13 protein-coding genes are annotated in these 14,770 nt (G+C 64.0%); 9 read left to right on the top strand and 4 right to left on the bottom strand.

Features of this window, described 5'->3' with window-relative positions; all coding sequences use genetic code 11:
- Positions 1-15 precede the first annotated feature (15 nt).
- Positions 16-1,155, top strand: coding sequence for an amino acid ABC transporter permease (locus tag PCO31010_RS17590; RefSeq protein ID WP_150665395.1), 1,140 nt, complete (start codon positions 16-18; stop codon positions 1,153-1,155).
- 13 nt (positions 1,156-1,168) lie between these two features.
- Positions 1,169-1,912: an amino acid ABC transporter ATP-binding protein gene (locus tag PCO31010_RS17595; protein ID WP_039402185.1), complete on the top strand. Its 744-nt coding sequence runs from the start codon at positions 1,169-1,171 to the stop codon at positions 1,910-1,912.
- A 53-nt stretch (positions 1,913-1,965) separates the two neighbouring features.
- On the opposite strand, the gene PCO31010_RS17600 is transcribed toward PCO31010_RS17595, so the two are convergent.
- Positions 1,966-2,985 carry a LacI family DNA-binding transcriptional regulator gene (locus tag PCO31010_RS17600; protein WP_174984888.1) on the bottom strand — a complete coding sequence of 340 codons (1,020 nt, stop codon included), beginning with the start codon at positions 2,983-2,985 and terminating at the stop codon, positions 1,966-1,968.
- Between the two features lie 123 nt (positions 2,986-3,108).
- Here PCO31010_RS17600 and PCO31010_RS17605 point away from each other — a divergent pair, with 123 nt between their 5' ends.
- The 3 genes from PCO31010_RS17605 to PCO31010_RS17615 all read left to right on the top strand — a co-directional run bounded on the left by PCO31010_RS17605 (position 3,109) and on the right by PCO31010_RS17615 (position 6,574).
- Positions 3,109-4,641, top strand: a complete 1,533-nt coding sequence (locus PCO31010_RS17605; protein WP_150665397.1) for an alkaline phosphatase D family protein — start codon at positions 3,109-3,111, stop codon at positions 4,639-4,641.
- Between the two features lie 5 nt (positions 4,642-4,646).
- Positions 4,647-5,348, top strand: a complete 702-nt coding sequence (locus tag PCO31010_RS17610) for an HD domain-containing protein (protein ID WP_150665398.1) — start codon at positions 4,647-4,649, stop codon at positions 5,346-5,348.
- Positions 5,349-5,437: 89 nt separating this feature from the next.
- Complete coding sequence (locus PCO31010_RS17615; RefSeq protein ID WP_246184660.1) at positions 5,438-6,574, top strand: porin; 1,137 nt, start codon at positions 5,438-5,440, stop codon at positions 6,572-6,574.
- A 35-nt stretch (positions 6,575-6,609) separates the two neighbouring features.
- Here PCO31010_RS17615 and PCO31010_RS17620 read toward each other — a convergent pair whose 3' ends face one another.
- On the bottom strand, positions 6,610-7,083 hold the full coding sequence (locus PCO31010_RS17620; protein ID WP_150665399.1) for an Lrp/AsnC family transcriptional regulator: 474 nt from the start codon (positions 7,081-7,083) through the stop codon (positions 6,610-6,612).
- A 160-nt stretch (positions 7,084-7,243) separates the two neighbouring features.
- Between PCO31010_RS17620 and PCO31010_RS17625 the strand changes: the two genes are divergently transcribed.
- From PCO31010_RS17625 to PCO31010_RS17635, 3 genes are read left to right on the top strand one after another with little or no spacing between them, the layout of a single operon-like run.
- The gene (locus tag PCO31010_RS17625) at positions 7,244-8,512 is read left to right on the top strand and encodes a Zn-dependent hydrolase (protein ID WP_150665400.1); all 1,269 of its coding nucleotides are present in this window, start codon (positions 7,244-7,246) and stop codon (positions 8,510-8,512) included.
- Between the two features lie 55 nt (positions 8,513-8,567).
- On the top strand, positions 8,568-9,809 hold the full coding sequence (locus PCO31010_RS17630; RefSeq protein ID WP_150665401.1) for a diaminopropionate ammonia-lyase: 1,242 nt from the start codon (positions 8,568-8,570) through the stop codon (positions 9,807-9,809).
- 36 nt (positions 9,810-9,845) lie between these two features.
- Positions 9,846-11,024, top strand: coding sequence for a M20 aminoacylase family protein (locus PCO31010_RS17635; RefSeq protein ID WP_150665402.1), 1,179 nt, complete (start codon positions 9,846-9,848; stop codon positions 11,022-11,024).
- An 18-nt stretch (positions 11,025-11,042) separates the two neighbouring features.
- Here PCO31010_RS17635 and PCO31010_RS17640 read toward each other — a convergent pair whose 3' ends face one another.
- Entirely contained in the window at positions 11,043-11,780 is a 738-nt protein-coding gene (locus PCO31010_RS17640; RefSeq protein WP_150665403.1) for a GntR family transcriptional regulator, read from the bottom strand.
- Between the two features lie 231 nt (positions 11,781-12,011).
- Between PCO31010_RS17640 and PCO31010_RS17645 the strand changes: the two genes are divergently transcribed.
- Complete coding sequence (locus tag PCO31010_RS17645) at positions 12,012-13,466, top strand: 2-hydroxymuconic semialdehyde dehydrogenase (protein WP_150665404.1); 1,455 nt, start codon at positions 12,012-12,014, stop codon at positions 13,464-13,466.
- A gap of 91 nt (positions 13,467-13,557) precedes the next feature.
- On the opposite strand, the gene PCO31010_RS17650 is transcribed toward PCO31010_RS17645, so the two are convergent.
- Entirely contained in the window at positions 13,558-14,754 is a 1,197-nt protein-coding gene (locus PCO31010_RS17650) for an aminotransferase-like domain-containing protein (protein WP_150665405.1), read from the bottom strand.
- Positions 14,755-14,770 lie beyond the last annotated feature (16 nt).

Genomic DNA, 14,770 nt, shown 5'->3' on the forward strand with positions numbered 1-14,770 from the left:
CCCGAGTCAATCCATATGAGCCAATCCTCTCAAAAGGCCCCGGGGTCCATCCTCGGTGGCATGGGCCGGGAGCGCCGTCTGAACGTGGGCGGCACCCCGTCGGCACCCACGGTGCTGTGCCTGTGCGCATTGCTGGGGGCGGCGATTGCCGTCGCCAGCAGCGTCTACACGATCGGTGCCCTGCGTGAAGGGCTGATGGCCAATCAGCTGGGCGGCTGGTGGGTGCCGGTCGGTACGGTTCTGCTCGGGCTGGCCTCGTTGCTCGTGCTCATTCCGCTGGTGCGCGCGTTTGCGCGTTACCGGGACTTCCGAAGCGCCACGTCGCGTCGCGACATCGTCGCTGCGCGCGTGGCGAAGGCCGAAGCCGGGGTGCAAAGCTGGATCGCGCTGGGCTACACACTCGCGCAACTGATCGTCGTGCTCGCGTTGCAGTTTGTGCTGGCGAACGATCTCGCGGTGGCGAAGACGTTTTTCCTCGTCCCGCTCATCGCGGGGACGTTCCCGCTCGTGCTCGAAGCCTTCTGGGTGAACGTGAAGATCTTCCTGATTGCGGAAGTCTTCGTGCTGATCTGGGGCCTGGTCGTCGCACTCGCCATGTTCGCACCGGGTAATGCTGGCAAGCCGTTGCGGTTCATCGCTACGGCCTACGTCGACATCTTCCGCGCGATGCCTGCGGTGCTGGTGATCTATCTGGTCGGCTTCGGTTTGCCGCTCACCGGTGTGCCGATCCTGAAGGACTTGTCGCTCACGACCTACGTCGTGATCGCGTTGACGCTGACCGTCGGCGCGTACGTGGCGGAGATCTATCGCGCCGGTATTCAGGGCGTGCACTGGTCGCAGGTGGCGGCGGCGCGCTCGCTCGGCCTGTCGTACACGCAGACGCTGCGCTTCGTAGTGTTGCCGCAGGGCATCCGGCAGATCATTCCGCCGCTGCTCAACGCCTTCATCGCGTTGCAGAAGGACACGGCGCTCGTGAACGTCGTCGGCGTGATCGACGCCTTCAACCAGTCGATGGTGATCGCGTCGAACCACTACAACCTGTCGGCGGCAACGACCGTCGCCATCCTGTTCATCATCATCTCGGTTCCGCAGGTGCGCTTCGTGGAACGGATGGCCAAACGCGACCGCGCCCGCATGCGTGCTGGCGGTGCCTGAGGAGCGAACGACCATGTCATTCATCGAGATTCGCGACATTGCCAAGTCGTACGGCGACGTGTCGGTCATCAACGGTCTGGCGATGACGGTGGAGGAGCATCAGGTGGTGTGCCTGATCGGTCCGTCCGGCTCCGGCAAGTCGACGTTGCTGCGCTGTATCAACGGGCTGGAGTCCATCGACGCGGGCGAGATCCTCGTGCACGGCGACCGTATTACCGGCCCCGGCGTGGACGTCAATTCGCTGCGCCGGGATATCGGCATCGTGTTCCAGGGCTACAACCTGTTCCCGCACATGACGGTGCTGGAGAACGTCACGCTCGCGCCGATTCGCGTGCTCAAGCAGCCTAAGCGCGAAGCGGAAGAACGCGCGATGGCGTTGCTGGAGCGCTTCAGTCTGGCGCACAAGGCGAACGAGTATCCGGACCGCATGTCGGGTGGTCAGCAACAACGCGTGGCCATCGTACGCGCGCTGGCGATGGACCCGATGGTGTTGTTGCTCGACGAAATCACGTCGGCGCTCGACCCGGAGCTGGTGTCCGAAGTGCTCAACATCGTGCGCGATCTGGCGCACGAGGGCATGACGATGCTGCTCGCCACGCACGAGATGGGCTTCGCACGCGAAGTGGCGTCGAAGGTCTGCTTCCTGTGCGACGGTGCCGTATGCGAGGAGGGACCGCCGGAGCAGATTTTCGGTGACCCGCAGCAAGAGCGCACACGGGCTTTCCTGCGAAGCATCCGGCAAGCCAAGCGTCTGTAACAGATACCCCCTCGCACCTCACAGTTCGAGGGGGTTTTTCTTTGTCGCGTCGTTCAGACGATGCAGGGGCCGGTCGAATCCCGCAAGATCAGCCGCGTTTGCACGGTGCTGACCGTCGTCGGTTGTCCGGCGCGCTTGCGTAGGAAGGTGTCGACGGCCGACTCGCCGAGCGATTGCGTGGGAATGGCAATGGTGGTCAGCGGCGGCTCCAGCAGCGACGCGAGTTCGATATCACCGACGCCCACGACCGACACCGACTCCCCGATCTTCAACCCGCAACGCGTGGCGGCGCGATAGACGAGCGGCGCGAGCAGGTCGTCGTCGCACACGAAAGCCGTCGGACGGTCGGGCTGCGAGAGCAATGCTTCGATGCTCGACGACGAGGTTTCGCCGAACGGCACTTCGATCTCGCGGCGGGCGTCGTACGTCAGCCCATGCGCTTGCAAGCCTTCCCGATAGGCCCGTGAGCGCACGCGAAACGTGTTGGCTTCCAGATCGAAGCCCACACGTGCGATGCGCGTGTGCCCGAGCGATGCGAGATGATCGACCATCTCCCGCACGATCACATCCGATGCGATGAAGACGTCGGCATCGGCAGACGAATCGCCGTCGACCACGACAACGGACGTCGGCATGATTTCCAGCGCCCGCGCCGTCCACGACGCTTCCCAGAAGATCATGCCGTCGAAGGCGTGCGCATCGAGACTGAGCAGCAGACGCTCCGGATCGTTCCCATACTCGCCGGTGTTGATGAGCACGGTGGCGTAACCGTTGGCCGCAGCGCTCCCGATGACCGACTTCAAGACCGAAGCGAAGTAGGGGTTCGAGACGTTCGGCACGCCAAGCGCCAGCAGCTTCTGCGTGCCGAGCTTCAGGCCGCGTGCCGAGGAGTTCGGCCGATAGCCCAGCGTCTGGGCCGCCTGAAGGATTTGTTCGCGCCGCTCTGGCGTGACGCGCCCCTCGGCTTTGCCACCGAACACCAGCGACACGGTGGATTGGGAAACACCGGCCAGGCGGGCGACATCGCGGCTCGTCGGACGCGCAGCCGCAGGGCTTTTCTTCTTATCGCTCATTGCGTTCATTCACGCGTTGAATTTTTAAAAATTCGAGTTTAGTGGTTAAAATCCGTCAGTCATACGTATGACACGATCCGAAATGCATACTTCGACGCATTCGCAGTGTAATGGGAAACAGCAATGAAGCGTCGTACCTTTCTCGCCGGCTCCGGTCTTCTGGTGGGTGCTCCGGCGGTGATCATCCGGCAATCGAGCGCGCGCAGCGTATCGCACGGCACCCGCTTTCCGTTCTCGGTCGCCAGTGGCGATCCGACAGCGGACGCCGTCGTACTCTGGACGCGTCTCGCACGCGACACCGTCGACACGGGTCCTGTGGCCAGCACACCGGTGAACGTCGAGTGGATGGTTGCGACCGACCGCCGGATGACGAAGGTCGTGCGGCGCGGCGTCGCCGTCGCACAGCCGATGTACGGACATTCGGTACACGTCGATGTCGCCGGACTCGCACCGGATCGCGAGTACTGGTACGCCTTTCGCTGCGGCAACGAGCTGAGCCCGGTCGGGCGCACTCGCACGTTGCCGTCCGAGCGCGCCGATATCTCGCGCTTCCGCTTCAATGTCGTGTCGTGTCAAAACTGGGAGCAAGGGTATTTCGATGCTTATGACGGCATGGCCGCCGACGATCCGTCGTTTGTGATGCACGTCGGCGATTACATCTACGACGTGAGCCGTGGCGGCGGGGTACGTGACCACGAGCGCCGCGCGCTGCCGATGACGCTCGACGACTACCGTCGCCGTCACGCGCTGTACAAGACTGACGCCGCATTGCGACGTGCGCATGAAACCTTCCCGTTCATTCTCACGCTCGACAATCACGACGGCCTCGAAGACAACACCACAGACGTCGCACAACTCAATCGTCGCGCGGCCGCGTATCAGGCGTGGTATGAGTTTCAGCCGGTGCGCTACGCGCCGCTACCTGCGTCGCCCGCCATGCAGATTCAGCGAGGCTACGACATCGGCAATCTGATGCGTCTTACGATTCCCGACACGCGCCAGTTCCGCGATTCGGAGACGCCGTGCGCCTCGGTGTCGGATAGCAAGTTCGCGTTCGGCGTCTACGAGCAGGCATGTAAGGCGAACGATGCGCCTGAGCGTTCGATGCTAGGCGCGGGACAGGAACTGTGGCTCAAGGATCGTTTGCAGAACACACCTGCGCAGTGGAACGTGATCGCCTCGACCGTCAAGATGACGCCGTTCGACATGCGGCACAATGACGCCCTTTACCGCTACCTGCAATCGTGGGACGGCTATCCCGCCGAGCGCAATCGCATCCTCGACCAGATCACCGCGGCGCGTGTGCCCAACCCGGTCTCGCTCTCGGGCGACATTCATTCGTACATGATCTCGTCCGTGGTGCGCAATGTGGGTGACGACCCGCGCACGGCACCAATGACCGAACTGGTGGGTACGTCGATCAGCGCGCAGTGGCCCGAGCCGCTCGACAAGCCGATGGCGCAGGGACTGCCGCTGAACCCGCACGTCAATTACTACGAGAGTCAGCGGCGCGGCTACATGCGATGCACGGTCACGCGCGACTCGCTACTCACCGATCTGCGCACGATCGACTTTACCGACAAGCCCGGTGGCACCGTCCGGACGAGCAAACGCTTCGTCGTCGAGAACGGCAAGACCGGCGCACAGGAAATCTGAACGCCATGAACGCTATAACTCATCCGCTGCTGCAAGCCTTCTTCCCCTATGGCGACGTGATTGCCGACGTGCTCCGGATCATGGGGGTTTCTGCCGATCAGCAGGACAGCGACGACGGCTCGCACGACTGGTCGCATCTGATTCGCGTGTGGAAACTGGTGACGGAGATCGCCGCCGACGACCCATCGCTCGATCTGGAGATGCTGGCCGTGTCGGTGCTGCTGCACGACTGCGTGCAAGTGGAGAAGACGGACCCGCGCCGCGCACAGGCGTCGCGGCTGTCGGCGGAGAAGGCGAGCGAAGTGCTGCGCGCGCTGGGGTGGGACGCCGCCCGCATCGACGCCACCGCGCACGTCATCGAAGCGCATAGCTTCTCGGCGGGGATCGAACCCCGGTCAAGTGAAGCGCGCGTGCTGCGCGATGCTGACCGGCTCGACGCCATCGGCGCCATCGGCATCGCCCGCACGTTCTACGTCGCAGGTCGCAATGGCTCGCGGCTTTACGACCCGCTCGATCCCTTCGCCACGCGTCGCGAACTGGACGACCGGCGCTTTGCACTCGATCACTTCGAGACCAAGCTGCTGCACCTCGCCGACGGGTTGACGACCGCCACCGCGCGACGCATCGGAGAACACCGCATCACCACCATGCGCGCTTATGTCGAGCTGCTGCGAGACGAAATCACAACGACACGCCCAACGTCCTGATCGCTTCTGAACCCTTCCTGATCTCATAACGCTGACGAATGAAAATTCGTCAACTGTTGACAATTTAATTAGTTATGCGAAACAACACGATGAAGATGCCCGTCGCGGCAGGTCTGCTGCTGGGTGCCGTTTGCGCGATGCCGTCCATGGCGCTGGCGCAGAGTTCGGTGACGCTGTACGGCATCATCGATACCAGCCTGCAATATGTGAATCACGCGGGTGGCAAGCAAAGCCAGATATCGATGGTGACGGGCAACGGTCTCGGCACGCGCTGGGGTATTACCGGCGCCGAGGATCTCGGCGGCGGGCTGCAATCCGTCTTCAAGCTGGAGAACGGCTTCGATTCGACCAACGGCAAGTTACTGCAAGGCTCTCGGGAGTTCGGGCGTCAGGCCTATGTAGGGCTGACGAGCCGTGAGTGGGGCTCGGTGCTGATCGGGCGGCAGTACGACCCGCTGATCGATCAGGTGCTGCCGACGCAGGGCAATTTCTTCGTCGCGGGCTACTGGACCGCGCCGGGCGACGTCGACAACTCGCAGAACACGGCGCGTGTGAGCAATTCCGTGAAGTGGACGAGCCCGGTGTGGCGCGGCGTGCAGATCGAAGGCATGTACGCGCTCGGTGGTGTGGCGGGCGCGCAGGCTTCCGGTCAGACGTACAGTGCCGCAGGCTCCTACACGTTCGGCCCGGCGCGGTTGGCAGCGGGGTACCTGCATATCGATAACGGCAACGCGCGCGCGGCGACGCGTCCGTCGAGCACGACCGATTTCTTCTTCGTGAGCGCCGTGAACCGCGCGTACGCCAGTGCGAAGTCCATCGACATCTACCGGGCAGGGGGACGTTACACGCTCGGCAATGTCACGCTCGGCGGCTACTACAGCCAGTCGTACTACAACGCGGATGCCGCCTCGACCTTCAGAACGACGCAGCGCTACGACAGCTATGGCGTCTACGCCGTGTGGCAGATTTCGCCCGCGCTCGCTGCGCAGACGGGGTACGACTACCTGAATTCATCGGGGGACTCGTCAGCGCACTACCACCAGGTCAGTGCTGCGGTGGATTACAGCCTCAGCAAGCGAACGGACCTCTTCTGTGTGGTGACGTATGCGCACGCCACGGGTTACAACGGCATTGGTCCGGCACAGGCGGCGATTGCCACCGTCTACGTCGACGCGGGCGTGAATTCGCAGATGTATGTCACCGCAGGCGTGCGGCATAAGTTCTGAGCCGCAACGAGCGCATTGCTGCGCCGTCGTTGGGTTCACCCCGCGACGGCGTCCAGCGGCACCTCCAGCCCGACCTTCACGTTGCTCATCGAGACGAGCGTCTTGAAGCGTTTGACGTTGTTACTCTCGAAGAAGAGCGCACGCGTGAGTGCCGTGTACTGCGCCATGTTCTGCACGACCATGATCACCACGAAGTCGCATTCCCCCGCGACGTAATAGCACTGCTGCACCTGCGGACACGCAAGAAAGCTGCGCTTCATGGCGTCGAGCAGATCGAGACGCTCGTTCTCGACTTCGACTTCCGTGATGATCGTGAGCGGATAACCGACCTGCTCCGGGTCGACCAGCGAGACGGTCTTGCGCGTCACGCCTTCCTCCGCGAGCTTCTTTAGCCGCCGGTTCACTGCCGCAGACGACAGATTGACCTGTGCTCCCAGCGCATGCTGAGGCGTTGTCGCATCCTGCTGAATCGCCGCAAGGAGGGCGATGTCGTAACCGTCGAGGCTCATTTGCGTAATAAAAATTCGATAGAGACGCCCAAAACGCGTAAATCGTACGCGCGCTCCGGAATATTATTCAGGCTGTCCGATGATACTCCGCTAGCGGCGACCCTCCGAAGTCTATGCCGTAGCGCGCTTTCGCCCCCCTACAAGAACAACTGACCGCCTCATGTCCGACACGAAAACCCCCGCGCTTCGCCTGAACGGCCCCGTCCTGCTCCAACAACTTCGCGAACTCGGCGAGATCGGCACCGATCCCGTCGCGGGTGGACGCACGCGCGTCGCGCTGACCGACGACGAGAAGGCTGGCCGCGATCAGGTCGTCGCGTGGATGCGCGCGCTCGATCTCGACGTGCAGATCGACCGCATCGGCAATATCTTCGGCACGCTGCCCTCGGCGACGAAGGATGCGTCGGGCGGCATGCCCCGCCCGCTGATGATGGGCTCGCACATCGATACGGTCGTCAACGCCGGTGCACTCGACGGATGCTATGGCGTACTCGGTGGTCTGGCCGTCGTGCGGGCGTTTCGCGACGCAGGTACTGTGCCGTCACGTCCGATCACGGTGGCGGCATTCACCAACGAGGAGGGCGCGCGCTTTCACCCCGACATGATGGGGTCGCTCGTGCACGCGGGCGGGCTGTCGGTGGACGAAGCGCTCGACGCCATCGGGACGGACGGCGCGCGTCTGGGCGACGAACTCGTGCGCATTGGTTACGCCGGTGAGATGGAGCCGGGCACGCTCGTCCCGCACGAATACCTCGAACTGCACATCGAGCAGGGTCCGATTCTCGAAGCCGAGGGGTTGGAGATCGGCGTCGTCGAGAACTTGCAGGGCATCTCGTGGCAGCAGATCACCGTGCAGGGCAACGCCAACCATGCGGGCACGACTCCGACGCGTCTGCGTCACGACGCAGGCTATGTGGCCTCGGCGACGGTGACCGAGCTGCGCCGGATTGCCGTCGAATCCGGCACGACGCTCGCGACCGTCGGCACGATGAAGTTCGAACCGAGTGTCATCAATGTAATTGCGCGCCGCGCGGTGTTCACCGTCGACATGCGTGATCCGAGCGAACAGCGTCTTGCCGAGAGCGAAGCGCGTCTGGCCAATTTCCTGACGGAGATCGCGCAAGCCGAAGGCGTGCGCATTTCGACGGAACGTCTGGCGCGCTTCACGCCGGTAGTCTTCAACGCCGAACTGGCCGATGTGATCGAAGCCTGCGTCAAGCGTCGCGGTCTGTCGTACAAGCGCATGACGTCGGGCGCGGGACACGACGCGCAGATGATTGCGCGCATCGCCCCGGCCGCGATGATCTTCGTGCCGAGCCGTGGCGGCATCAGCCACAACCCGCGCGAACACACCGACGACGACCAGTTGGTACGCGGTGCCGAGGTGCTGCTCGACGTCGTTGCCCAACGCTTGGGCGTGTCGCAGTAAATCAGCGGCTGCTCTCAGGAACATCCAGTCACATCCCGCAATACCGGAGCCCCCCATGCCCCCCAAGCTTTACGTCAACCCGCAGGCTGCACGCGCGCCGTACCCCGCCGACCTTCAGGACATCATGAGCATCGCTCGCGCGCAGCAGAGCCGTGAGTGGCTTGCGCACTGGGAGGGACTGACACCCGGCGCTACGCCGCTGCGTTCGCTGCCGGACCTGGCGGCGTCGCTCGGTGTGCGCAGCGTGCTGGTGAAGGACGAAGCGCTGCGCTCCGCACTCGGCAGTTTCAAAGCGCTGGGTGCGCCGATTGCCCTCGTGCGCTTGCTGCTGAGTCAATTCGATGGGAAGGGGTTCACCGCGAAGTCGCTGCTCAATGGCGAGCATCGCGACGCGCTGGCCGGTTTCACGGCGATCAGCGCGACGGACGGCAACCACGGTCGCGCGCTGGCGGCGGCTGCGCAAAGCATCGGCTGCCGCTGCGTGATCGTTCTGCACGCACATGTCAGCGAAGAACGTGAGCGAGCGATTGCGGCATATGGTGCAGAGATCGTGCGCATCGCAGGCAATTACGATGACTCCGTCGAAGAAGCGGCGGCGCTGGCATCGCGTCACGGCTGGCATGTCGTTTCGGATACGTCCTACGATGGTTACGAAGTCATCCCGCGCGACGTCATGCAAGGCTACGGCACGGTGGCGGCGGAAGTCTCGGAAGCGCTGGATGGCGACGCGTCGCAAAAGGGTTCGGCCAGCCCCGTCACACACGTTTTCCTGCAAGGCGGAGTGGGTGGATTGGCGGCGGGCATCGTGAGCTATCTGTGGGAGCGCTGGGGCGTGTGGCGGCCGACGTTCGTGGTGGTCGAGCCCGAGCAGGCGGACTGTCTGTACCAGAGCGCCATCGCAGGGAAAGCCGCGTCGGCGTCGGGATCGGTCGATTCGGTGATGGCCGGGTTGGCGTGCGGCGAGACGTCGCCGCTCGCATGGCGTTTCCTCCAACCGTCGGTCGATGCGTTCATGACCGTCACGGACGCGCAGGCAGTGCAGGCTATGCAGCGGCTCGCACGCGGCACCGGCAACGATGTGCCGTTCGTCGCCGGGGAGTCCGGTGTGGCCGGGCTGGCGGGGTTGATGCTGGCGGCAGCCACGCCAGCGATGGCGTCGGCGCTCGGTCTCACGTCGGACTCGCGCGTGTTGCTCATCAGCACCGAGGGCGCGACGGCCCCGTCCGTCTATGCCGAACTGGTCGGCGAGCCAGCCACGTCGGTCGAGGCGCGCCAGCGGGCGTGGCTCGCACGCTAACCTCGTCATCGATCAATCCTATTGCCGGAGCCACGTATGAGTCACGACACCGCACAAGAGACGTATTTCGCCACGGCGCTGACCGGATGGCGGCATGCGTTCCATCGTCAGCCCGAGACGGGGTTCGAGGAGGTCGGCACCTCGCGGACGGTAGCGACGATTCTGGAGAGCCTCGGACTGGACGTGCATCGCAATATCGGCGGCACGGGGATTGTGGCGAATCTGCGCGTTGGAGACGGCAAGGGCGCGATTGGCATTCGTGCCGACATGGATGCGTTGATGATCGACGAGAAGGCGTCAGGGCGCGAATACGCGTCGCAAGTCCCCGGCAAGATGCACGCCTGCGGTCACGATGGGCATATGTCGATGGTGCTGGGGGCGGCGAAGCTGCTTGCCGAGTCGCGCGACTTCAACGGCACGGTGCGTTTCATCTTCCAACCCGCCGAGGAACACGGTCGCGGTGCGAAGGCGATGATTGCCGACGGGCTGCTTGAGCGCTTTCCCATCGATGCGATCTACGGCGTTCACAACATGCCGGGCATTCCGACGGGACGCATTGCCACCCGAGTGGGCGGCATCATGGCCAGCGAGGACAACTTCGTCATCCGGATTCGTGGCAAGGGCACGCACGCAGCGCGGCCGCACATGGGTATCGATCCGCTGGTGATCGGCGCACAGATTGTCGTGGCGTTGCAAACGGTGGTGTCGCGCAGCGTCGACCCGGGATTATCGGCGGTGGTGTCGTGCACGGAGTTCATCACGGACGGCATTCGCAACGCGATTCCGACGAACGTCGAGATCCGGGGCGACACGCGCAGCTACACGCCGGACGTGCAGCAACTGATCGAAGCACGCATGCGCGACATCTGCATGGGCGCGTGCGCGATGCACGGCGCGCACTGCGAATTCGAATACACGCATGAGTTCGCGCCGACGATGAACTGGGCGGACAACACGGCGCTGGCGGTGCGCGCAGCGCAAACGGTGGCAGGCGAGGGAATGGTCGACGTGGAGACCGATCCGGTGATGGCGTCGGAAGACTTCGGCGTGTTCTTGCAGCATGTGCCGGGCAACTTCGCGTTCATCGGCAACGGCAGTGGCGACGAGCCCGGCGCGATTCCGCTGCACAACGCTTGCTACGACTTCAACGACGCGATTCTGCCGCTCGGCGCGCGTTACTTCGCACAGATCGTGCGCGACAGCTTGCCGCGCTGAGCGTCTGCGCTTGTCGGTTTAGCGCACGGCTGCGAGTGGCACCGTCCCGGCGTTGATCACGGCGTCAGGCAGTTCGCGAACGGCTTCCAGCGTCTTGCGGATGTGCGCGGCGAGCAATGTTGCCGCGCGGTCGGCGTCGCGGGCGAGGCACGCGTCGAAGATCGCCTGATGTTCTTCATGGACGTCGCGCGGCACTGGACGGTGCGTGATCGACAGCCGTCGATAGCGTTCGGACTGGCGATAGAGAATCGCCAGAAAGTGGTGCAGCCAGCGCGACGGGCAAGCACGAATCAACACCTCATGAAATGCGCGGTTTCGCGCTTCCCACTGGGCGAACTGCCCGACGTCCTGCTCGCCATCCTTCCCCAGCCGCTCTTCGGCGAGCGTGAGCAGGTGGAAGGCGCTCGTCAGATCGGCTTCCCACGCATCGTCCCCCAACGCGACCGACTGGCGTAGCGCCTCGGTCTCCAACTGCACGCGCGTCTCGGTAATGTCGATGAAATCGGCCAGCGAGATCGGCGTCACCCGAAAGCCGCGATGGCCGTGCTGGACGACGAGTGCGTCCGCCACCAGCAGCGCCAGCGCCTCGCGCAGCGTCCCCGCCCCCACTTCGTACCGATCCTTCAGATGCTCGACGCGCAGCTTCTCGCCCGGCGCGAGATGGCCCTCGACGATGTCGCTGCGCAGACGCATGTAGGCGCTTTGCGCCAGCGTGGCGTCGGCAGTCGGGGCGGAAGGTGCGGTCGGGCTATGCATGTGTCAGGCGGTCAGGACCTGTGGGAACGAGTGCCGAGAGTATAAGCGGCTTCCTTTGGATTGTCGCAAAATCGACAAAAAATCGAGATAAATAAAAATTCTCGAGAAAATGTTGACGAGGATCGGGCGAGGGATTTATCGTGTGCTCCATGCCGACGTCAGCCCTTTGTCAGTTATCGGGGGCTGACGCCAACCCGCATCCAGCATCCAACCAGACAGAGAGTGTGAGACATGAAGGATTTCCAGAACTTCATCAACGGTGAGTGGGTGTCCAGCCCGCGCACCTTCGAGAACCGTAATCCGGTGGACAACAGCGTGATCGGGCTCGTTCACGAGGCCGGGCGCAGCGAAGTCGACGCCGCCGTGCGTGCCGCCCGCGCTGCGCTTCACGGCCCGTGGGGCAAGATGACCGTCGCACAGCGCGTGGAGCTGCTGCATGCGGTGGCCGACGGTATCAACCGCCGCTTCGACGACTTCCTGGCCGCCGAGATTGCGGACACCGGCAAGCCGCACGGGCTGGCGAGCCATCTCGACATCCCGCGCGGTGCGGCGAACTTCAAGGTGTTCGCCGACATGATCAAGAACGTGCCGACCGAGTCGTTTGCGATGACGACGCCCGACGGCGGCAACGCGCTCAACTACGGCGTGCGCACGCCGCGCGGTGTGATCGCCGTCGTCTGCCCGTGGAATCTGCCGTTGCTGCTCATGACGTGGAAAGTCGGTCCCGCGCTGGCGTTCGGTAACACCGTGGTCGTGAAGCCGTCGGAAGAAACACCTGCGACCGCCACGCTACTCGGCGAGGTCATGAACGAAGTCGGTGTGCCGCCGGGCGTCTACAACGTGGTGCACGGCTTCGGGCCGGAGTCTGCGGGTGCGTTCCTGACGGAGCATCCGGGCGTGAACGGCATCACCTTCACGGGCGAGACGCGTACCGGCGAAGCCATCATGAAGGCCGCGGCGAATGGCGTGCGTCCGGTGTCGTTCGAGTTGGGCGGCAAGAACCCGGGCATCGTGTTTGCAGACGCGGATTTCGACAAGGCCGTCGCGGGCATTACGCGCTCGGCGTTCGATAACAGCGGTCAGGTGTGTCTCGGCACGGAGCGCGTGTACGTGCAGCGTCCGATCTTCGAGCGCTTCGTGGCGGCGCTCAAGGAGCGTGCCGAATCGCTGAAGATCGGTGATCCGTACGCGCAAGGCACGACCTTCGGCCCGCTCGTGTCGCAGGTGCATCGCGAGAAGGTGTTGTCGTACTACGCGAAGGCGCGCGAAGAAGGCGCGACGGTCGTGACCGGTGGTGGTGTCCCCGACATGCCCGCATCGATGAAAGACGGTGCGTGGGTGCAGCCGACCATCTGGACGGGACTGCCGGAGACGGCGTCGGTGATCCGCGAAGAGATCTTCGGGCCGTGCTGCCACATCGCGCCGTTCGATACGGAAGAGGAAGTGATCGCGATGGCGAATGCCACGCCTTACGGGCTGGCCGCGACGGTGTGGACGTCGGATGTCAGCCGCGCACACCGCATGGGCGCGGCGCTGGAAGTGGGCGTGTGCTGGATCAACGCGTGGTTCCTGCGTGACCTGCGCACGGCGTTCGGCGGCGCGAAGCAGTCGGGCATCGGACGCGAAGGCGGCGTGCACTCGCTGGAGTTCTACACTGAGCTGCGTAACGTCTGCGTGAAGCTGTAAGCGCTGACCCCGGAGCCATATAAACGCCAAGGGCCTCGCAAACCGTCCGATGTTTGGACGGCCTGCGAGGCCCTTGTCATGATGACGCGACTTACTTGCCCGTCGCGTCCATCGCACGTGCGAGACGTGCCACACCTTCTTCAATCGCCGTCACAGCGGGGGCCGCGAACGACAGACGCAGCGACGCTTCGTCCGCGTTGTCGGCAAAGAACGCCGTGCCCGGCACGAACAGCACCTTCTCGGCAATCGCGTTTGGCAACAGCGCACTCGTCTTCACCGCCGCCAGTCGCGCCCACACGAACATGCCGCCTTGCGGTGCGTGGAACTGAATCGCATCGCCAAGCTTGTCGCGCAAGGCGTTGCACATCGCCTCGCACTTGAGACGGTAGGCCTCGGTGATCTTCGGCAAATGCCGCGTGAGCGACCCTTCCGCGAGATACTCGGCAGCGACGGCCTGCGTCCACGGCACACTGCACAGATCGACCGTCTGCTTGGCGACGACACAACGTCGCGCAATCTCCGGCGGTGCGACCGTCCAACCGACCCGCAAGCCGGGCGCGACGATCTTCGACAGGCTGGAGAAATGCACCACCCAGTCACGCGATCCCGGTACGTCGGCCGTGAGACCGAGCATCGTAGGCACGGCGTCACCGGAGAAGCGCAGATCGCCGTACGGATCGTCTTCGACGATCACGAAACGGTATTCCACTGCCAGCTTCAGCAACGCAATACGGCGTTCGCGCGAGAGCGTGGCCCCGGTCGGGTTGGCAAACGTCGGCACCGTGTAGAGCAGCTTCGGTACGGCAATCTTGCCGTCGCGCAGCAGCATGCTTAGCTGTGCGACATCGAGACCGTCTGCATCGACCGGCACCGTGACGATCTTCGCCTGTTGCAGACGCAGCGCCTGCAACGTTGCCGGATAGGCGGGCTGTTCCGTCACGACGACATCGCCCGGTGCGACCATCACGCGCAGCAACAGGTCGAGCCCCTGCTGCGAGCCGGTCGTCACCAGCAATTCCTCGGACGCACACGGTGCACCGCGTTGCGCCATGAGCGCGATGATCTGCGCCTTGAGTTCCGCGAGACCGTCGGTCGGGCCGTATTGCAGGCAACGCGTCGGCTGAGCGAACGCACGCGCCTGAGCGGCGGCCAGACCGTCGACGTCGAAAAGATCGCTCGCTGGATAACCGCCGGCGAACGAGATCATGCCCGGCTCGGACAGGTATTTGAACAACTCGCGAATCGGCGAGCCAGCCGGATTCGCGAAGGGAGTCGTAAAGTCGTACATGTCGGTCGGCTACCGC

Origin of the sequence: Pandoraea commovens (assembly GCF_902459615.1) — a bacterium.
GTDB classification, from domain to species: domain Bacteria; phylum Pseudomonadota; class Gammaproteobacteria; order Burkholderiales; family Burkholderiaceae; genus Pandoraea; species Pandoraea commovens.